14 protein-coding genes are annotated in these 19,753 nt (G+C 60.9%); 11 read left to right on the plus strand and 3 right to left on the minus strand.

Annotated features, from left to right (window positions below; all coding sequences use genetic code 11):
- Positions 1–76 precede the first annotated feature (76 nt).
- Positions 77–1,366 carry a citrate synthase gene (gene gltA / locus I8N66_RS14240; protein WP_057255779.1) on the minus strand — a complete coding sequence of 430 codons (1,290 nt, stop codon included), beginning with the start codon at positions 1,364–1,366 and terminating at the stop codon, positions 77–79.
- Between the two features lie 315 nt (positions 1,367–1,681).
- Here gltA and I8N66_RS14245 point away from each other — a divergent pair, with 315 nt between their 5' ends.
- From I8N66_RS14245 to exoR, 9 genes are all read left to right on the plus strand, one after another.
- A complete protein-coding gene (locus I8N66_RS14245) occupies positions 1,682–4,156 on the plus strand; it encodes a ComEC/Rec2 family competence protein (RefSeq protein WP_291154596.1) in 2,475 nt (824 codons plus the stop codon).
- Positions 4,157–4,344: 188 nt separating this feature from the next.
- Positions 4,345–5,409, plus strand: a complete 1,065-nt coding sequence (exbB, locus tag I8N66_RS14250; protein ID WP_291154598.1) for a tonB-system energizer ExbB — start codon at positions 4,345–4,347, stop codon at positions 5,407–5,409.
- Between the two features lie 3 nt (positions 5,410–5,412).
- Positions 5,413–5,838: a TonB system transport protein ExbD gene (gene exbD, locus I8N66_RS14255; RefSeq protein WP_291154600.1), complete on the plus strand. Its 426-nt coding sequence runs from the start codon at positions 5,413–5,415 to the stop codon at positions 5,836–5,838.
- Positions 5,839–6,074: 236 nt separating this feature from the next.
- The gene (locus I8N66_RS14260; RefSeq protein WP_291154602.1) at positions 6,075–6,740 is read left to right on the plus strand and encodes a protein-L-isoaspartate O-methyltransferase; all 666 of its coding nucleotides are present in this window, start codon (positions 6,075–6,077) and stop codon (positions 6,738–6,740) included.
- A 287-nt stretch (positions 6,741–7,027) separates the two neighbouring features.
- Positions 7,028–8,401: a TolC family outer membrane protein gene (locus I8N66_RS14265; RefSeq protein ID WP_291154604.1), complete on the plus strand. Its 1,374-nt coding sequence runs from the start codon at positions 7,028–7,030 to the stop codon at positions 8,399–8,401.
- A 180-nt stretch (positions 8,402–8,581) separates the two neighbouring features.
- Entirely contained in the window at positions 8,582–9,397 is an 816-nt protein-coding gene (locus I8N66_RS14270; protein WP_291154606.1) for a PopZ family protein, read from the plus strand.
- A gap of 122 nt (positions 9,398–9,519) precedes the next feature.
- Complete coding sequence (locus I8N66_RS14275; RefSeq protein ID WP_291154608.1) at positions 9,520–12,360, plus strand: valine--tRNA ligase; 2,841 nt, start codon at positions 9,520–9,522, stop codon at positions 12,358–12,360.
- A gap of 488 nt (positions 12,361–12,848) precedes the next feature.
- Positions 12,849–14,126, plus strand: a complete 1,278-nt coding sequence (locus tag I8N66_RS14280; protein ID WP_113537634.1) for an OmpP1/FadL family transporter — start codon at positions 12,849–12,851, stop codon at positions 14,124–14,126.
- 476 nt (positions 14,127–14,602) lie between these two features.
- Entirely contained in the window at positions 14,603–15,409 is an 807-nt protein-coding gene (gene exoR / locus I8N66_RS14285; RefSeq protein WP_113537633.1) for an exopolysaccharide production regulator ExoR, read from the plus strand.
- Between the two features lie 65 nt (positions 15,410–15,474).
- Here the strand turns inward: exoR and xth are convergent, their stop codons facing one another.
- Entirely contained in the window at positions 15,475–16,266 is a 792-nt protein-coding gene (xth, locus tag I8N66_RS14290) for an exodeoxyribonuclease III (protein ID WP_291154611.1), read from the minus strand.
- 205 nt (positions 16,267–16,471) lie between these two features.
- On the opposite strand from xth, the gene I8N66_RS14295 reads away from it, so the two are divergent.
- Positions 16,472–17,935 (plus strand): phospholipase D-like domain-containing protein, encoded by a 1,464-nt coding sequence (locus tag I8N66_RS14295; protein WP_291154613.1) that lies wholly within the window; start codon positions 16,472–16,474, stop codon positions 17,933–17,935.
- Between the two features lie 30 nt (positions 17,936–17,965).
- On the opposite strand, the gene erpA is transcribed toward I8N66_RS14295, so the two are convergent.
- Positions 17,966–18,298: an iron-sulfur cluster insertion protein ErpA gene (gene erpA / locus I8N66_RS14300; RefSeq protein WP_113537630.1), complete on the minus strand. Its 333-nt coding sequence runs from the start codon at positions 18,296–18,298 to the stop codon at positions 17,966–17,968.
- A 212-nt stretch (positions 18,299–18,510) separates the two neighbouring features.
- Here erpA and I8N66_RS14305 point away from each other — a divergent pair, with 212 nt between their 5' ends.
- Entirely contained in the window at positions 18,511–19,728 is a 1,218-nt protein-coding gene (locus tag I8N66_RS14305; RefSeq protein ID WP_291154615.1) for a deoxyguanosinetriphosphate triphosphohydrolase, read from the plus strand.
- The last annotated feature ends 25 nt before the right edge of the window (positions 19,729–19,753 follow it).

Raw genomic sequence — 19,753 nt, forward strand, 5'->3', positions numbered from 1 at the left:
TCACGATCGATCTGCCTTTGCTACGAAAAAAGCCCGGCCATTTCTGACCGGGCTTATTTGTTTCCGTTAATACCGATCAGCGCTTGGAGACCGGTACGTAGTCGCGCTGCGGGGCGCCGACATAGAGCTGGCGCGGCCGGCCGATGCGCTGTTCCGGATCTTCGATCATCTCGTTCCACTGGGCGATCCAGCCGACGGTGCGGGCGAGCGCGAAGAGAACGGTGAACATGGTGGTGGGGAAGCCGAGAGCCTTCAGCGTGATGCCGGAGTAGAAGTCGATGTTCGGGTAGAGCTTCTTCTCGATGAAGTACTCGTCGGTGAGCGCGATACGCTCGAGTTCCATCGCCACTTCGAGGAGCGGATCGTCCTTGTGGCCGAGTTCCGCAAGCACTTCATGCGTGGTCTTCTGCATGATCTTGGCGCGCGGGTCGTAGTTCTTGTAGACGCGGTGACCGAAGCCCATCAGGCGGAACGGATCGTTCTTGTCCTTTGCGCGGGCGATGAATTCCGGGATGCGATCAGCCGTGCCGATTTCGGCGAGCATGTTGAGCGCCGCTTCGTTTGCGCCACCGTGCGCCGGGCCCCAGAGGCAGGCGATGCCGGCCGCGATGCAGGCGAACGGGTTGGCGCCCGAGGAGCCGGCGAGGCGAACCGTCGAGGTCGACGCGTTCTGCTCGTGGTCGGCGTGTAGGATGAAGATACGGTCCATGGCGCGCGACAGAACCGGGTTGACGACATATTCTTCGCAAGGAACGGCGAAGCACATGCGCAGGAAGTTCGACGCGTAGTCGAGGTCGTTCTTAGGGTAAACGAAGGGCTGGCCGATGTGGTACTTGTAGGCCATCGCCGCGATCGTCGGCATCTTGGCGATCATGCGCAGCGAGGCAACCATGCGCTGGTGCGGATCGGTGATGTCGGTCGAGTCGTGGTAGAAGGCCGAAAGCGCGCCGACGCAGCCGCACATGACGGCCATCGGGTGCGCGTCCCGACGGAAGCCGGTGAAGAAGCGCGACATCTGCTCGTGCACCATGGTGTGGTGCGTGACGCGATAGTCGAAGTCGGCCTTCTGTGCCTTCGTCGGCAGTTCGCCGTAGAGCAGCAGATAGCAGACTTCGAGGAAGTCGCCGTGCTCGGCGAGCTGTTCGATCGGATAGCCGCGGTGGAGCAGCACGCCTTCGTCGCCGTCGATATAGGTGATCTTGGATTCGCACGACGCCGTGGACGTGAAGCCCGGGTCGTAGGTGAACATCTTCGTCTGCTTGTACAGCGAGCCGATGTCCACAACGTCAGGGCCGATGGACCCCGATCGCACCGGAAGATCCGCAGACTTTCCATCGAGTGTTACAACCGCGGTTTTTTCAGTCATCGGACCCTCCGTCTTATGGCAACGTGGCACCGAAACGTGCCACGAAAATGAACGTTGCGAATTTGCTATATGATTTATTTTCGACTGCCAAGCTGTACGAAAGGCAAATTGTGCGATGCGAAAATGTGCATATGGCGACGCAACAATGGCATGTTACGGCAATAAGTCCAAGGAGATCAACAATCTCGTCGGATGATGGTGCGGTACCATTCTATATAGGATTGCCGCTTTTTTCAGCAGATAGCGCCTCGGTTGCGGTAATGTGCCTTTGGTTGCATGATCGAGCGCGTATTCAGGGGAAAGAGCGCTGACGCAATGAGCGAGACTGATACGCGGCAGGCTTCGCACGACGCGGAGCGCGGCAGCTTCATGTTGCCGGGCTCCGATGCCGCCACCGCCGTTGCGGTCTTTGCTCCCAATGTGCCGCGCCGCCTGATTTCGACACAGGTGCGCCGCGGTGTCTTCAGGCTCTCGGCGCATCTCAGCCCGCGCGCCATCAAGGCATCGGTCGCCTCGGCAATCGAAGAAGAACGCGCATATGGTCACGGATTTGTGTTGATCCCGGTGCTGCTGATCTTCGGGGTCCTTACCTGGCTGTCGCTCCCATTTGATGTCGGAATTGTCAAACTTGCACTGCTGCTTTGCATTTTCAGCATAGCGGCAGTGCTATGTATCGGAAAATTTGCACGGCTACGGGCGCCGTTGATCGCGGCGGCACTGTTTGTCGCAGGAATGCTGCTGATCGCGGTAGACACTGCCCGCACCGACACGGTCGTTCTTGATGCACCGGTGACGACAAACGTGCGCGGCGTGGTGTTCTCGCGCGAACAGGACGAGAAAGGTCAATGGCGCTACGGGGTTGACGTTCAACAGACGACCGAGCCGCGCTTGCGCCGGCAGCCGACGAAGGTCACGCTGGTGGCGCGGGGGCGCGAAGATCCGCTGCCGATAGGCTCGACTATTGAGGGCCGGGCGCGGCTGTCGCCGCCGTCCGGTCCGGCGCTACCGGGTTTGAATGACTTCGCGTTTGACAGCTACTTCAAAGGTATCGGTGCAGTCGGGTTCTTCTACGGCGCGCCGAGGGGCGGGGAAGCCCTCGCGACAGGGAAGACGGAGGCGAGTTCTCCCTCATCCTTGGCAACCAGGATCGCCGCGATGCGCGAGGCCGTCGGAGAGCGCATCCGTGCCGCGATCGGCGGCGACACCGGAGCGCTTGCAGCTGCGCTGGTCACCGCGGAAGAGCGAGCCATCAGCCGTGAGACCGTCGAGGTATTGCGGCAGTCCGGGCTGGCGCATGTGCTGGCGATCTCCGGCCTCAACATGGCGCTTGCCGCCGGAACCTTCCTGATCGGCGCGCGCACTGTGCTCAGTATGATCCCTGGCCTGGCGCATCGTGTGGCGATCAAGAAGGTCGCGGCGACCGGCGCGCTGCTGATGGTCTGCACGTACATTCTTATCTCCGGTGGAGCCGTGTCGGCATTGCGCGCCTGGATCATGATTTCCATCATGCTCATGGCCATGCTTTTCGATCGTATGTCGATCAGCTTGCGCAACGTCGCACTGGCGGCGATCGTCATCGTCGCCACAACACCGTCTGCTGTTGCCGGGCCGGGTTTCCAGATGTCGTTCGCGGCGACCCTTGCGCTCGTTGCCGGCTATGCGCGCTGGCGCGAACGACGGGAGACAGCGATGCCGGCGGCGGAGAGGCAGCGCAAGGGAAGGGGCCTGGTCACCGGCGTGATCGCCGGCGTCGTCATCACCTCGCTGATCGGTGGTTTGGCGACGTCGGTCTATTCGATCGCCTATTTCCACCGGTTGCCGGCTTACGGTCTGCTCGCCAACGTTCTCACCATGCCGGTGATCAGCATCGTGATCATGCCGTTCGGCCTGTTCGCAATGCTCCTGATGCCCTTCGGGCTTGAACATTATCCGTTGTTGGCCATGGCGTGGGGCCTCGACCGGATGCTCGACATCGCCCGTTTCGTGGTCACTCTCGATGGCGAGATTGTCACGGGTCGTATCGGGCATATTGGCTTCGTGCTGATTGCCGCAGGTGGTGTCCTCATCTGTGTATTGCGGAGTTGGCTGGCCCTGTCGGGCGCCGTCCTGATCTTCGTAGGCCTCGTCAGCCTCCCGCTGGAGCGCGACCGTCTGCCCGACGTTGTGATTTCGGAGGATGGCCGCCTCATCGGTCTCGTCGTGAACGACGCGATCGCGACCAACAGGGTGCGCCCGTCGGACTTTTTGTTCTCGCAATGGCAGCGGGCTCTCGCGTTGGAAAACCACCTCAAGCCGGCGATGCTTCCGCTGCCGGAGGCAGGTGACCCTTATCCGGCTACGGAGCGGGCCGGGAAGAGTGCTCCGCCGCTCGACCAGGAAAAAGTGACTGCGATCCGTGCGGATCTGTCCTCGGCGATCGAGGCGACCGCTGCGGGGATCTTCATCTGCCGGGAAAAACAATGGTGTGCGGCGCGTAATGCTTACGGCTGGACGATCGTTGCGCTCGAGAACCCGCGCCTTTTTCCGGCCTTGTGTGACCAGGCCGATCTCGTGGTGACCGCAGCCCGGGTCGACAGCGCGAAATGCCCGACCGCTCGCGCCCGTATCGTGAACGCGCAGACGTTGCGTCGCACCGGTGCAATCGAAGTTCGAGCGCAGCCGGGTGCGGGGCAAACGTCGGCTGGAATGCAATTTCGCACCTCATTCACCGCGCTTTCCCGTCCTTGGGAACGCCACCGCACCTATGACTGGCGGACCGGTAGTTTCGCCGAAGGTCAGCCAGCCCTTTGACGCGGTCGCGGCGCGTCTTCCCCGGCGTAGACGGTTGCGAAATAATTCTTGATTGATAAACTCCACAATTCCTTGTCATTGCGCTCCCCTTTGCGTAAACAGCCGAAAAAGCACGCAAGGGATGTGGTGGGTGACGACAAATCCCTTCGCTCTGAATTGACGAAACGGACCAGTACGTGAGGAAGACGATGCCGAACCGAGCCCGATCGACGATCAATCTGCTGGCCGCTGCAATGCTGGGCCTGTCATCGGCTGCATTGCCTGCGGTTGCGTTCGCTCAGTCCGCGAGTGAAGGCGCGTCGTCAGCCCCTGTCACGAGTGGCACTCAGAGTACGTTCACAGGATCGCCGGCGCCGGTCGCAGAAGGCCAGACGGCCGGCAGCGCACCGGTAAACCAGGAGCCCCCGATCACGCAGGTGCAGCCCGCAACACAGACAGCCTCTCCTGTGGCCACCCCCGTTTCTGTCGACGGCGCTTCCGTTGCGACCGACGGTACGGCGAACCCGGTGCTGCCGCACGAACTGTCGCCGATCGGCATGTTCATGGCGGCCGACCTGGTGGTCAAAAGCGTGATGGTTGGCCTTGCATTGGCGTCCATTGCCACCTGGGCGATCTTCCTGGTGAAGGCGCTAGAACTCCTTGGTGCCAAGGCGCGCCTCACGCGGGCGGTTCGCCTTCTGTCCGCTGCCAACGGTCTTGCTGACGTCAAGAACGCATTCGACGGGAAGTCGGGCCCGGCACCGGAGATGGTGGCTGCGGCGATCGACGAAATGGTACGTTCGGAGGCCGTCGTCGACCATGCGCCTGCAAGCGGCATCAAGGAACGCGTCTCTTCGCTGCTGACCCGTATCGAGGTCCGCGCCGGAAAGCGCATGACTGGTGGCACCGGCATTCTGGCCTCGATCGGTTCGGTCGGTCCGTTCGTGGGCCTGTTCGGCACGGTATGGGGGATCATGAATTCCTTCATCGGCATCAGCAAGGCGCAGACGACGAATCTCGCGATCGTCGCGCCCGGTATTGCCGAAGCGCTGCTGGCAACCGCCATCGGCCTCGTGGCGGCCATTCCTGCGGTCATCATCTACAACTACTTTGCCCGCGCCGTGGGTGGCTACAAGGTGGTCCTCGCCGACGCTGCCGCCGCCGTGGAACGGCTCGTCAGCCGTGACCTCGACCATCGTCTGGTCCGCAAGGCGCAGCCCCGCCGACAGGAAGGCTTCGTCCATGCGGAAACGACCATCGCAAGGATCGGGTGACCCATGGCCGGAAAAGTCAGCCAAGGCGGCGGCGATCTCGACGAGAACAGTGAAATCAACGTCACACCCTTCATCGACGTCATGCTCGTACTGCTGATCATCTTCATGGTGGCGGCGCCGCTCGCCACGGTGGATATGAAAGTGGACCTGCCGCAATCGGCGGCAAAACCTGCACCGCGCGACGACAAGCCGGTCTTCGTGACCTTGAAGGCCGACCTCGCACTGGCGATCGGCAATGAAGAAACGGCCCGGGAGGCCTTCGCTGACGAACTGAAGCGCTTGACCGAGGGCGCCACCGAGACGCGCGTTCTGCTTCGGGCCGACAAGGCCGTGGACTACGGCGAGCTGATGACGGTCATGAACCTCATCCAGAATGCCGGCTACACCAAGATCGCCCTCGTGGGCCTGGAAGGCGCGCCCGCGCGCTGACGTCGCCCGCGGTCCATGTCTCCACAATGCGTCGCGCCGGGACCCCGCGCGGCCGCCCTGATCGATCAAGGCTCTTCTTCCCCGTTTTTCCGGCGCAATTTGCCGCTGTCGCTTGAATCCCGCGGGGCGGCGATTTAAGAGCTTACGTCAAAGGCTTTCCGTTGAGAGCCACAAGACGATCGCGCGGGCTTCTCCGAAAAGCGGCGCCGCGCCTATCCGGATACGAGGGCACTAGCATGAATTTCGAAGCAGCGCGCACCAAGATGGTGGACAACCAGATCCGGACGACGGATGTGACGTCCCACTCGGTCTTGTCCGCCTTCCTCACCGTGCCGCGCGAGGAATTCGTGCCCGCGAAGATGAAGGATCTCGCCTATATCGACACCGACATCGCGCTTGACGGCGCGAACGGCGGATCGCCGCGCTTCCTGATGGAACCGTCGCCGCTCGCCAAGCTGCTGCAGCTGGCCGAGATCGCCAAGTCCGACGTCGTGCTCGAGATCGGCTGCGGCACCGGTTACGCCTCGGCGATCCTGTCGCTGGTCGCCGGCTCGGTCGTCGCGCTCGACAGCGACGAGGGTCTTGCCGCCACCGCGACCGAAACGCTGGCGCGTCTCGGCTATGACAATATCGCGGTTGTCACCGGCGAACTCGAGAAGGGTTACGCCGCCGAAGCGCCTTACGACGTCATCTTCATTCATGGTGCAGTGGAGGTCTTGCCTGCGGGTCTTTTCCAGCAATTGCGCGACGGAGGCCGTCTCGTCGTGGTCGAAGGATTTGGCAACGCTTCTCGCGCTAAACTCTATGTGCACGAGCACGGAAAAACCTCCGAGCGTGCCGACTTCAACACCGCGGTGAAACCGCTTCCCGGTTTCCGCCGCGAGCAGGAATTTGTTTTTTGAGGTCCCGCTTATTGAGGGATATCAACATTTAAATGCACTGCTAAAATAACAATGTTGCCAATTCGCAACGGGGTACTTGTTTCTTTTTGAAATGCCTGCGCAGAGTGGGGTTGCGCAGTTGTCGGAATCTGGAATCCGGGTTTCAAAGAGTGCTGTGGTAGTGATTTGCTCACCTGTGGGCGGTGTGAGCGCTTCATCGCCGTGTCTAGGCAGCGCCGTTTTGTAACGAGGACAGCGCTGCGGGAAATAGAGGGCAGGCTCTGCCGCCCCGATCGGAGAGAGAAGTAATGGTGTCGATTGTCCGCAAAGCTGCCCTGTGGGCCGCCGTTTCGACGAGTGTACTGGTTGCCCCGCACGCAGTACTGGCCGAGACGATCTTCGGTGCAATGGCCAAAGCCTACGCAAACAACCCGGATCTGAACGCTGCACGTGCGGGCCTGCGCGCAACCGACGAGAGCGTGCCGATCGCCAAGTCTGGCTTTCGCCCCCAAGTCGCTGCTTTCGCATCGGGAACGCTTACGTCTGTCGAACGAGAGAAGACCAGGTCACAGGACTTTCATCAGGGGCAGGTCGGTGTCTCCGTAACGCAGATGGTCTTCGACGGCTTTCAGACGCTGAACAATGTTCGCGCGGCCGAATCGAACGTCTTCGCGACTCGCGAATCGCTGCGCGCCAACGAAATGCAGATCCTGCTATCGGCCGCGACCATCTATTCCAACATCGCCCGCGACCAGCAGCTGGTGGCCATCCGTAAGCAGAACATCACCTTCCTGCAGGAGCAAGTGAACGCCGCCAAGGCGCGCCTGGACGTGGGTGAAGGTACGCGCACGGACGTGAGCCTGGCCGAAGCATCGCTCGCCAACGCACAGTCGCAGCTCATCGTCGCTGTCGCCCAGCTGAAGCAGAGCGAAGCGACCTATGTGCAGATCGTCGGCGACGCCCCCAAGGGCATCAAGCAGGCCTCTCCGGCCTCGAAGGGTCTGCCGCGCACACTCGATCAGGCTGTCGCAACGGGCCTGCGTGAGCATCCGACAATTCTGGCGGCGCAGTACTCGGTCGATTCGGCAGGTTTCCAGGTGAAGTCCGCGGAAGGCACCATGCTGCCTGGCGTAAGGCTTCAGGGCGAGGTCAGCCGCACAACCGGTAACGCCAGCACCAACGGCCTCGACAACAACACCTCGAGCATAACGGCGCGCCTGGAAGTTCCGATCTATCAGGGCGGCGCCGAGTACGGCCAGATCCGCCAGGCGAAGGAACGTCTGGGACAGCAGCGCATCCTGGTCGACTCGGCACGCGCAGCCGTCCAGCAGACCATCGTTTCGGCCTATGCGCAGCTCGAAGCCGCGATTGCGCGCATTTCGGCGAACAAGGCACAGATCTCCGCCGCCAAGCTGGCCTTGGATGGCGTTATCGAAGAGCGCAAGGTTGGCCAGCGCACGACCCTCGACGTTCTCGATTCGCAGCAGGACGTGCTTCAGGCGCAGGAACTGCTCGCTCTTGCTCAGCGCGACGCCGTCGTCGCCAGCTACACGCTGCTTGCGGCCGCCGCGAACCTTACGGTGAAGAGCCAGGGCTTGCAGGTTGCGGAATACCGCGCCGAGGAACACTACGATGCGGTCAAGGACAAATGGTTCGGCCTTCGAACCGTCGACGGTCGCTAAAGAAAACGCCCCGGTCTCCCCGGGGCTTTTCTATTTTTGGCCCTGAAAACAAATCTGTGCAAGAATCTGAGTGGCTGATTCGTGGCGTATGTTTCGTCCGCGAACTCACATAAGGTTTCTCGGAAATCGGCGCATGTCCTGTTTTGAAACACATGCCGGCCGCGTCAAACGGGGATAGAAATGGCACAGCTCAATGTCGCGCGTGAACCTTCGATGGATGAGATCCTGGCATCCATTCGCAAGATCATCGAGAGCAATGAGCCTGGCCAGGCCGGGCTATCGCCGCAGGAGCATTTCGAGGACGAATCGGGAGACGAGATCGAGCTGACGATCGACAGCGAGATCGAGACACTCGCCTTCGCCCAGCGCGAAGAGCCGATCGAAACATCGAGGCCTACTCCGGCGGCGCCGGCCGTAGAACTTTCCATCGTTTCATCCGAGACGAGCACGGTGGCGGCGCAGCCGCCGCTTTCGCTTGCCGATGTCGCAGCACGCGTTCGCGCGGCTTCGGAGCGGCACTCCACGGGCTTTGCCCCGCGTGAGGGCCAGCCGGTTACACCGGCGCCTGCGATTCAGGACAGTCCGGTTGTCACATCGCGCATGGCCGCCGTCTCTGCGCCCAAGGCTCCGGCCGCGCAGCCCGTCCTGGCCGCCGAAGTACACGAGGCGGTGGAAGCCGCCGCTGCCCCCGAGCCGGTGGAGATCCGCGACAGCGTCGAATCGCCCGCGCCGGCCGCGGTACCGGTGATCGAAACGGTGGTGCCCGAGAAGGCGATCGCCGCCATCGTTTCTCCGGAAGTCGGCCGGAAGGTCGCGCAGTCCTTCGACAATCTCGCTGTCGCGGTCGATCAGGGTGCGAGGCGTTCGTTTGACGAAATTGCTCAGGAAATGTTGCGGCCGATGTTGCAGGAATGGCTGGACGACAATCTGCCGACACTCGTCGAACGGCTGGTTCGCGAGGAAATCGAGCGCGTTGCCCGCGGGCCGCGTCGCTGAAATTCTGGTCTTTTGATGCAGGAGGCCGCGGCGAACGTCGCGGCTTTTTGCGTTCGTGTTGACTTGCACCGGCCGTTCCGGTTTACAAGACACAGACATCACTCTCCAAAATTGGCTCCAAAATGCTTGATAAGACCTACGATTCCGCATCCGTCGACCCACGTATCGCCAAGAAGTGGGACGAAGAAAACGCGTTTCGTGCAGGCGCGGGTGCCAAGCCCGGCGCCGATAGCTTCTGCATCGTGATCCCGCCGCCGAACGTGACCGGTTCGCTGCACATGGGCCACGCGCTCAACAACACGCTTCAGGACGTCATGGTTCGCTTCGAACGCATGCGCGGCAAGGACGTGCTGTGGCAGCCGGGCATGGACCATGCCGGTATCGCGACCCAGATGGTCGTCGAGCGCAGGCTGATGGAAACCCAGCAGCACCGTCGGCAGATGGGTCGCGAGGCCTTCATTGAGAAGGTCTGGGAGTGGAAGGCCGAATCCGGCGGTCTGATCTTCAACCAGTTGAAGCGGCTTGGCGCATCCTGCGACTGGTCGCGTGAGCGCTTCACCATGGACGACGGCCTTTCGGAAGCCGTCCTGGAGGTCTTTGTCTCGCTCTACAAGGAAGGGCTGATCTACAAGGACAAGCGCCTGGTCAACTGGGACCCGAAGCTCTTGACGGCGATCTCCGACCTCGAGGTCGAGCAGCACGAGATCAACGGCAATCTCTGGTATCTGCGCTATCCGCTCGAGCCGGGTGTTACCTATGAACATCCGGTCGCCTTCGATGAGGAAGGCAAGGCGACCGAATGGGAGAAGCGCGACTATCTGGTCGTCGCGACCACCCGTCCGGAAACGATGCTCGGAGACAGTGGTATTGCCGTCAACCCGGACGACGAGCGCTACAAGCCGCTCGTCGGCAAGCATATCATCCTGCCGATCGTTGGCCGGCGCATACCCGTTGTCGCCGACAGCTATGCGGATCCGACGGCCGGCACCGGTGCGGTCAAGATCACGCCTGCACACGACTTCAACGACTTCGAGGTTGGCAAGCGTGCAGGCCTGCGCGCGATCAACATCATGACGATCGACGGACGCGTCACCATCAAGGACAACGAGGAATTCCTTGAAGGGCTTTCCGACCCCGCTGCTCTCCATGGTGCGTGGGACGAGCTCGACGGCAAGGACCGGTTCGAGGCGCGCAAGATCATTGTCAGGATCTTCGAAGAGGCTGGCCTGCTGGACAAGATCGAGCCGCACAGGCACATGGTCCCGCATGGGGACCGTGGCGGCGTGCCGATCGAGCCGCGCCTGACGGAACAATGGTACGTCGACGCCAAGACGCTCGCGAAGCCCGCGATTGCCGCGGTCAAGGAAGGCCGCACGAACTTCGTTCCGAAGAACTGGGAGAAGACCTACTTCGAATGGATGGAAAACATCCAGCCCTGGTGCGTCTCGCGTCAGCTCTGGTGGGGGCACCAGATCCCGGCCTGGTACGGCCCGGACGGTCAGGTCTTCGTCGAGAAGACCGAGGAAGAGGCGCTGCACGCGGCGATCCAACACTATATCGCCCATGAAGGCCCGATGAAGGCCTATGTCGAGGACCTGCTTGAGAACTTCAAGCCGGGCGAAATCCTGACGCGCGACGAAGACGTGCTCGACACCTGGTTCTCGTCGGCACTCTGGCCGTTCTCCACGCTCGGCTGGCCGAACGAGACGCCGGAGCTGGAGAAGTACTATCAGACCGACGTTCTGGTGACCGGCTTCGACATCATCTTCTTTTGGGTCGCCCGCATGATGATGATGGGCCTGCACTTCATGAAGGATGCCGACGGCACCCCGGTCGAGCCGTTCCATACGGTCTACGTCCACGCGCTCGTTCGCGACAAGAACGGCCAGAAGATGTCGAAGTCGAAGGGCAACGTCATCGACCCGCTCGAACTCATCGACGAGTATGGAGCTGACGCGCTGCGCTTCACGCTGGCGATCATGGCTGCCCAGGGCCGCGACGTGAAGCTCGACCCCGCTCGTATCGCCGGCTACCGCAACTTCGGCACGAAGCTCTGGAACGCGACGCGTTTTGCCCAGATGAACGGCGTGGTCGACAGCGAAGGCTTCATCCCGGAGGCCGCTTCGCTCACCATCAATCGCTGGATCCTGACGGAACTCTCGCGCACCATCCGTGACGTCACCGAGGCGATCGAGGCCTACCGTTTCAACGAGGCGGCCGGCAGCCTCTACCGCTTCGTCTGGAATCAGTTCTGCGACTGGTACCTTGAGCTGCTGAAGCCGGTCTTTAGCGGCGAGGACGAGGCGGCCAAGCGCGAGTCGCAGGCCTGTGTCGCCTATGTTCTCGATGAGATCTACAAGCTGTTGCATCCGTTCATGCCGTTCATGACCGAAGAGCTCTGGGCGCAGACAGCCGGCGAGGGCCGCGAGCGTGACACGCTGTTATGCCACGCCGAATGGCCGGCGGCTTCCTATGCCGATGACGCGGCGGCAGACGAGATCAACTGGCTGATCGATCTCGTGTCGGGCATCCGCTCCGTTCGTTCCGAGATGAACGTTCCGCCGGCCGCGACCGCGCCGCTGATCGTCGTCGGGGCGAACAACCTGACACGCGAACGCCTGCAGCAGCATGCTCCGGCAATCGCGCGCCTGGCCCGTGTCGAACACATCGACTATTCGACTGTCGCTCCGCGCGGCAGCGCCCAGATCGTCGTGGGCGAGGCGACCGCCTGCCTGCCGCTTGGCAACCTGATCGACCTCTCCGCCGAGAAGTCGCGCCTGGAGAAGGCGATCGCCAAGGTGGATGCGGAGCGCGAGCGTATTCTTGGCAAGCTGGCCAATGAAAAGTTTGTCGCGAACGCCAAGCCGGAGCTGGTGGAAGCCGAGCGCGAGCGCCTGGTGGAACTCGATCTTCAGAAAGAATCGCTCGGCGTTGCTCTTACCCGCGTGGCGGAAGCGGGCTAGGAAGCACGCTAAGGGTGCAACCGCGCAGGGCTTGAACGGCCAAGGAAATCAAAAATCCGCGACAGCAATGTCGCGGATTTTATATTTTAGAATTATTGGATATACTTGCGTGCGCGAACCTGGTGATCGAATCGCTGCGCTGGATACTGTTGGCCACTCATGAAATCGCTTGGCATGCGCAAGCGGAGTTTCAACGGCCATTTTTGTTGATCTCCAGCAAAAACCAATATTGTTGTCTCCGCGACACAGCTTTCGCGAGTGTTGGAAGTTTATCCTATTTTATTGGCTTATTTACCTATTTGCCGAAATATCATTTCGGAAATGTGCGAATGTGTCTAAATCATGAGAATCTTACGTAAATTAAGTGACGCATAGTGCCGCACCACCTCTGCCCCTGGCATTTGCGATTTCACATGTTCGTGAGAATACTTTCGCCACACGCGGCATGAGGTGGAATGCCGCAGATTGCAGTGCAGGGGAGGAGCTTAATGGCTCACATGAATTTTAAGCGTGGTGTCCTGACCGTGGCGGCTGGTTTGCTGCTTGCGTCAGCGGCCCACGCCGGCGGTCTTGAGCGCGGTGGTTACAACATCGACCTGCTGTTCGACCCGTCGGACTATGCTGGTGAAGCTTCGGCAACCTATGTCAATCCGCAGCGAGAGTTGAAGAACGTCCGCGATACAGACACCGCAAACACCGACATCATTGGCGGAACGTTTGGCGGCGGCAACTTGAATTACCGTCCGAACTCGGCCGACGACACGGAGGGCTATTGGGTGCCTCGCGTCGGTATCAAGGCATCGCTCGGCGACGCCTTTGACTGTATGGCGGACTATTCTCAGCCGTGGGGCGCGCATACTAATCCCGGCCAGAACTGGGCCGGCGCTAACAACAACATCGAAACGAAGGTGGATAGCGACAACTACGCTGCTACTTGCTCCTACAAATGGGACATGGGTCCGGGCCAGTTCCGCATTATCGGTGGTGTTTTCTACCAGGAGGTCAGCGGTTTCAAGGAGCGGCTGGTACAAGATTATACGGGTACCCCGTTTGCGGGCGTATTTTCAGGTATCGGCAGGCTTGAGCTCGAAGGAAATGGCTGGGGTTGGCGCGCGGGTGCTGCCTACGAAATTCCTGAGTATGCCGTTCGGGCCAGCCTCGTTTACAACAGCTCCGTAGACCTCGACAACCTTTCCGGTTTTATCGACCTCCGTCAGTTGGGCTTCGTCGTTCCAGGCGTAGGCGTTGTGACCGGCACGAAGTACGATGTAAATGGTTCGGCCTCGATGCCGGATTCGCTGGAACTCAAGCTCCAGAGCGGCATCGCTCCGGACTGGGCGGCATTCGGCTCGATCAAGTGGACGGACTGGAGCCAGCTTCAGGTTTTGAAGTTCTGCCCGGCAACTGTATCGCGCACCACACCGTGCACAAGTCTTGATCTGCTCTATCGCGATGGCTGGACCATCAGCGGCGGTATCGGTCACAAATTCAATGATCAATGGAGCGGTGCCGTCAGCCTGACCTGGGATCGCGGTACTAGTCACGGTTACGGAACGCAAACCGACACATGGATGCTGGGCACCGGCGTATCCTACACACCGACCGAGCATGTCGAGTTCCGTCTTGCTGGCGCCGTTGGCATTCTGACAGGCGGCAGTTCGGGCGCAGTTAATTTTCAAGGTGACGTCATTGGCGACGACGTCTCCTACGATTTCGGTGACGATTTTGTCGGAGCGATCTCGACTTCGCTCAAGGTTAAGTTCTGATCCTTCGTTGATCCGACTGTAAAGGGGCCCGGTTTCAGCCGGGCCTTTCTTTTGGTGTGGAGCCATTTAACCAAGCGCCTGCACCGTTCGCCAATGTGACGATTCAGCAACACATTTAATGCTAGAGTTTGCTAGCATCGGACTCGTCCCGGCTATGTCCATTTCCCGCCACAAACAGGGAGCAGCGATAGTAGGGACAGACCTGCAACCGTGAAAACGAAACCTGCGGTGTTTGGTGTGAAGTGAAACTTGGACTGTCGATGTCCGTGTCAGATGTGGCCTCCGGCACCCTTGTGCAAGTGGTCGAATGAAATGGTCTTTTCGGCGCAGTTGTCGAAGTTTCGTTTTGGAATGGGTGCGTCGATGTCGTCGGCGGAATTGGTGAAGTTTTGGACGACGGCGGGTCGTCCGGGCGGTTGTGTTTGCAGCGGTGATGAGTTCGGCGTGGCCGGCTGGAACGGAAGAATTAGACTGTGATGCTTGCGGGTGAACTAAAGTCACTGAAGGTTGCGATACTCGGCGTGTCGCTGGCGGTCTGCGGGACCATCGCCATGCCGGCCCATGCCTTTGATCCGGGGGCGGGCGTCTCGAAAGAATCCGGTCCTTTTGCGCTCTTCAAATTCGGCTTCTCGGCCTACAAGAACGGCCGCAAGGACGAGGCCATTGAAGCCTACAAATACGCAGCGGAGAAGGGGCATACCGGCTCCCGCTGGGCTCTGGCCAATATGTATGCCTATGGCGACGGAGTCGCCGAAAACGACCTCGAAGCCTTCAAGATCTACAGCGAGATCGCCCAGCAGGGTGTGGAGCCGGGCTCCGAAGATACCGGCTATTTCGTCAACGCGTTGATTTCTCTTGCCGGCTACTACCGGCGAGGCATTCCCGACAGCCCGATCAAGTCGGATATGGCCCAGGCGCGGCAACTCTATTTCCAGGCGGCGTCGACCTTTGGCGTTGCTGAGGCGCAGTTCCAGCTCGCGCGCATGCTGCTCTCGGGCGAGGGCGGCAGTGTCAACGTTCAGCAGGCAAAGAAGTGGTTGAACCGAGCCCGCAAAAGCGGACATGCCGGCGCCATGGGTGTCTTCGGCAACGTAATTTTCCAGGAAGGCCAGACCATTCGCGGTCTCGCCTTTATGACGGCCGCTCTCGACCAGTGTTCGCCGAAGGATCGGCCCTGGATGCAGTCGATGCAGGAGCAGGCATTCTCGCTGGCGAGCGAGGACGACCGGCGCACGGCAATCGCTCTGTCGCAAAATCTGCACATGCAAGGCGATGACGACTGAGACCTGCGCGCGATAAGCCTTAAGCCAACGCGGCCAGGACAAGCGACAAGCTGCAGTTCCGCGCCTCAGGCCGCGGCGAAGGCAAATTCACCGATAACAGGAACGTGGTCCGAGGGCTTTTCCCAGGCGCGGACATGCTTGTCGATCGACGTCGAAACCAGACGATCGGCCGCTTCCGGCGAAAGCATCAGATGATCGATGCGAATGCCGAAATTCTTGGGCCAGCAGCCGGCCTGATAATCCCAGAACGTATAGAGCGGGACCGCGTCCGAGGTCGCCCGGACAGCATCGATGAAGCCGAGATTGCGCAGGCGCCGAAATGCGGCGCGGGTCTCCGGCAGGAAGAGAGCGTCGTTCTGCCAGACCTTGATGTCCCAGCAGTCGTGCTCCTCCGGGATGACGTTGTAGTCGCCGGCCAGGATGAAGGGCTCTTCGAGCAGAAGGCGCTGCTCGGCGTAGGCGGTAAGCCGGCGCATCCAGGCGAGCTTGTAGGGGTACTTCTCGCTATCGACGGGATTGCCGTTCGGCAAGTAGAGCGAGCAGACGCGGATTACGCCACCGGCAACAGAGAACACGCCTTCGATGAAGCGCGACTGTTCGTCCGAATCGTCTCCGGGCAGGCCACGGTTGACTTCGTCCGGGCGCAGCTTGGAGAGGAGGGCGACGCCGTTGAAGCCCTTCTGGCCGTGGGTCTCGACATGATAGCCGAGCGCCTCGATCTCGAGACGCGGAAATCCGTCGTCGACGGACTTGATCTCCTGGAGGCAGACGATGTCCGGATTGGCTTCCCTGAGCCATGCCAGGAGGCTGTCGATTCGCGCCTTGACGCCATTGATGTTCCAGGTGGCAATCTTCATGGCTCGAAACGCCCTTCCATACAGGTGAGTCCTTGCGGCCGGACTCTTCTAGCTGCTCCAGATTCTTTTGACAAATCTGATACCTGCGGGCAATCGGCCTTATGGCTGAACTGCAACGACGGCGTGCGGCGCCGCGCGCGGTTTATACGGTATAGGTGCGGACGCTCGAATTGATTCCGGTCCATGGCCGGCTATAGTCCGGCGCATGATCGATCTCTTGCAGAACTACTGGCCGCATATCCTGGCGCTGCTGTCCTTCGTGCTCGGTATCCCGGCCGCCATTCACGCAGCCATGACCAAAGACGACGTACGCGCTGCCGCCGGCTGGGTCGGTGTTGTTCTGCTCTCGCCGATCGTCGGGGCGCTGCTGTATGCCGTTGCCGGCATCAACCGTATCCGCCGCTCCTCAATCGGCTCGCAGCGCGCGCTGCTGCGCGGGCACGGCCCCGATCAGTTCGGCCGATTCGATATCTCCGAAACGGACATCAGCGGACGTTTCGGCAATCGTTTCGCCGCGATGAAGATACTCGGGGACCGCGTTTCCAGGCATCGCATGTGCTCTGGCAACAGCATCGATGTACTGGCAGGCGGGGACGCTGCCTATGCGGCCATGCTGGCCGCCATCGCCGCAGCGCAGCGCAGCATCCTGATCGAGAGCTATATCTTCGATCGCGACGTGATCGGCCTGCGTTTCGCGGATGCCCTGATTGCCGCGGTCGCACGGGGCGTCGAAGTGCGCGTGCTGATTGACGCAGTCGGGGCACGCTATTCCGTCCCCAGCATTGTCGGTCACCTGAAAACGGCCGGCATTCCGACGGCGGTCTTCAACGGCAATATCATCATGGGGTTGAGGTTGCCCTATGCCAATCTCCGCACGCACCGGAAGATCCTCGTGGTCGATGGCAGCGTCGCCTTCGCAGGCGGCATGAATATCCGCGCCGGCTTTACGAGTGAAATCCCCGGCGAGGAGCCGTCCCTCGACACCCACTTTCGGGTAACAGGGCCGGTTGTCGCCGACATCTTTCAGGTCGCGGCCGAAGACTGGCAGTTTTCCAGCGGTGAGATGCTGGTGGGCGCCGCCTGGGCGCTCGAAGAAATGACGCTGCCGGCAGAAATGCCGTCCGTGCTGATGCGCGCAATACCCTCAGGGCCGGACGCGACGAACGAAACCAATCACAAGATGCTGATGGGCGCGTTTTCGGTGGCGCGCAAGAACATCCGCGTGATGTCGCCCTATTTCCTTCCGGACCGTGAGTTGATCAGCGCGTTGGTGACGGCAGCGCGCCGGGGCGTCGAGGTCGACATCATCGTGCCCGCGGTCAACAACCTGCTTCTGGTCGATCGCGCAATGACCGCGCAGTTCGATCAGGTGTTGAAGGGGCATTGTCGGGTCTGGCGTGCGGAGGGTGCGTTCAACCACTCGAAGCTTCTGGTCGTGGACGAGCGCTGGGCCTATGTCGGATCGACCAACCTCGATCCGCGCTCCTTGCGGCTCAATTTCGAGTTCGACCTCGAAGTGCTGGACGATGGTTTCGCCCATACGATCAGCGGCATGATATCGGATGTCCTGGCCTCGGCCGAACCGGTCACGCTCGAGGCCCTGCGTGCCAAGCCGCTCTTCGACCGGCTGGCGAACCGTGTGCTCTGGCTGGGGTCGCCGTATCTTTGACGGCGACCTGGGTCGGGCCTTCTGGCCGTGTCAGATGGAAAAACTCGTTCCACATCCGCAGCTTGCGACCGCATTCGGATTCTTGATCTGAAACGACTGGCCGAGCAGGTTGTCGACGAAGTCGATCTCCGAGCCACCCATGTAGACGAGCGACAGGCTGTCGATCAAAACCTTGGCCTCGTTCTTCTCCAGTACCAGATCGTCGTCATTGGCACTGTCGACCAAGTCGAACTTATAGGAGAATCCCGAGCAGCCGCCGCCTTCGACGGACACCCGCATCGCATTGTTGTGACTGTCCGAACGAAGGATCGTGGCGATCCGCTTTGCAGCGGCGTCCGAAAGGGTCACGGTTTCTTGCGTCATATCTGCCTCCTGCCGGGGTCAAGAACCGGAGAGATTTGGTTGTTGTTGCAGCATCGTCTCGGCCAACGTCGAAGGCCGTTTTAGCCTCCCTGGCCAAGCCGTTGCTTTCGCTTGCGGAATCGGTCGATGCTTGCGCGATGCGTTTCCGTGGCTTTCACTATAGGTATGAAGGCTTCAATGTCCCGTCAATGGGATGACGATTTGGGTGGAAAATGACATTCGACAAAAATGCGCTGGGCTTCGGTGCTGGTGAACACGCTCCGTTCGCGTCGAATCCCTGGGCCACGCGTGGCAGGCTCTATCTGGAAGCTTCGAGCGCAACACGTTCGGATTTCCAGCGCGACCGCGACCGTATCGTCCACACGACTGCCTTTCGCCGGCTGAAACACAAGACGCAGGTCTTCATCGCCGCCGACGGCGATCACTACCGGACGCGGCTGACGCACACGATCGAGGTGGCGCAGATCGCCCGCGCGCTGGCGCGCGCCCTCAAGCTCGACGAGGATCTCGCAGAAGGGGTCGCGCTGGTTCACGATTTCGGCCACACGCCATTCGGGCACACGGGCGAGGACGCCCTGCACGAAATGTTGAAGCCGTATGGGGGCTTCGATCATAATGCCCAGTCGCTGCGCATCGTCACCAAGCTCGAGCGGCGCTACGCCGAGTTCGACGGGCTCAACCTGACCTGGGAGAGCCTGGAGGGGTTGGTCAAGCACAATGGGCCGCTGCTGACGCCTGATGGAAAGGGCACGCGTGGACCGGTGCCGCAGCCAATCCTGGACTATTGTGCCGTTCATGATCTGGAACTGGCGACTTTCGCGAGCATGGAAGCGCAGGTCGCCGCCATCGCGGACGACATCGCCTACAACACACACGATATCGACGATGGTCTGCGGGCTGGCTATCTGACATTCGAGATGCTGGAGGACGTGCCGTTCCTTGCCCGTCTGATGCGCGAAGTTCACGACCGCTATCCCGGTCTTGAAAGCAGCCGCTTCACGCACGAAATCATGCGCCGTCAGATCACGGCGATGGTCGAGGACGTCATCGGCGTCGCCCAGCAATGTATCGCGGACATTCGCCCTGAGAGCGCGGCCGACGTACGCCAGGCGGGTACGGTCATGGCGACGTTCTCCGAGGAAATGAGCGAGACCGACAAGCAGATCAAGCGTCTGCTGATGACTCGCATCTACCGTCATCCTGAAGTGATGCGGGTGCGGGAGGGGGCAGCATCGATCGTCTGCGATCTCTATCACGCCTTCATGGATGACCCGCAGTTGATGCGGGAGCACTATTGGATCGACCAGATTGCCGGCATGGCCGAACCGGCACGGGCCCGTCACGTCGGCGATTACCTCGCCGGCATGACCGATACCTTCGCGATCAGCGTGCACAAGCGCTTGTTTGACCATACGCCGGATTTGCGGTAGGGACGCCCCGCCCGGAGGCTTGCGG

The organism is Ensifer sp. SSB1 (genome assembly GCF_016652895.1).
GTDB lineage: Bacteria > Pseudomonadota > Alphaproteobacteria > Rhizobiales > Rhizobiaceae > Ensifer.

Coding starts and splice junctions, on each gene's coding strand:
- gltA (WP_057255779.1), bottom strand. CDS start 1,366: ATGACTGAAAAAACCGCGGTTGTAACACTCGATGGAAAGTCTGCGGAT.
- I8N66_RS14245 (WP_291154596.1), top strand. CDS start 1,682: ATGAGCGAGACTGATACGCGGCAGGCTTCGCACGACGCGGAGCGCGGC.
- exbB (WP_291154598.1), top strand. CDS start 4,345: ATGCCGAACCGAGCCCGATCGACGATCAATCTGCTGGCCGCTGCAATG.
- exbD (WP_291154600.1), top strand. CDS start 5,413: ATGGCCGGAAAAGTCAGCCAAGGCGGCGGCGATCTCGACGAGAACAGT.
- I8N66_RS14260 (WP_291154602.1), top strand. CDS start 6,075: ATGAATTTCGAAGCAGCGCGCACCAAGATGGTGGACAACCAGATCCGG.
- I8N66_RS14265 (WP_291154604.1), top strand. CDS start 7,028: ATGGTGTCGATTGTCCGCAAAGCTGCCCTGTGGGCCGCCGTTTCGACG.
- I8N66_RS14270 (WP_291154606.1), top strand. CDS start 8,582: ATGGCACAGCTCAATGTCGCGCGTGAACCTTCGATGGATGAGATCCTG.
- I8N66_RS14275 (WP_291154608.1), top strand. CDS start 9,520: ATGCTTGATAAGACCTACGATTCCGCATCCGTCGACCCACGTATCGCC.
- I8N66_RS14280 (WP_113537634.1), top strand. CDS start 12,849: ATGGCTCACATGAATTTTAAGCGTGGTGTCCTGACCGTGGCGGCTGGT.
- exoR (WP_113537633.1), top strand. CDS start 14,603: ATGCTTGCGGGTGAACTAAAGTCACTGAAGGTTGCGATACTCGGCGTG.
- xth (WP_291154611.1), bottom strand. CDS start 16,266: ATGAAGATTGCCACCTGGAACATCAATGGCGTCAAGGCGCGAATCGAC.
- I8N66_RS14295 (WP_291154613.1), top strand. CDS start 16,472: ATGATCGATCTCTTGCAGAACTACTGGCCGCATATCCTGGCGCTGCTG.
- erpA (WP_113537630.1), bottom strand. CDS start 18,298: ATGACGCAAGAAACCGTGACCCTTTCGGACGCCGCTGCAAAGCGGATC.
- I8N66_RS14305 (WP_291154615.1), top strand. CDS start 18,511: ATGACATTCGACAAAAATGCGCTGGGCTTCGGTGCTGGTGAACACGCT.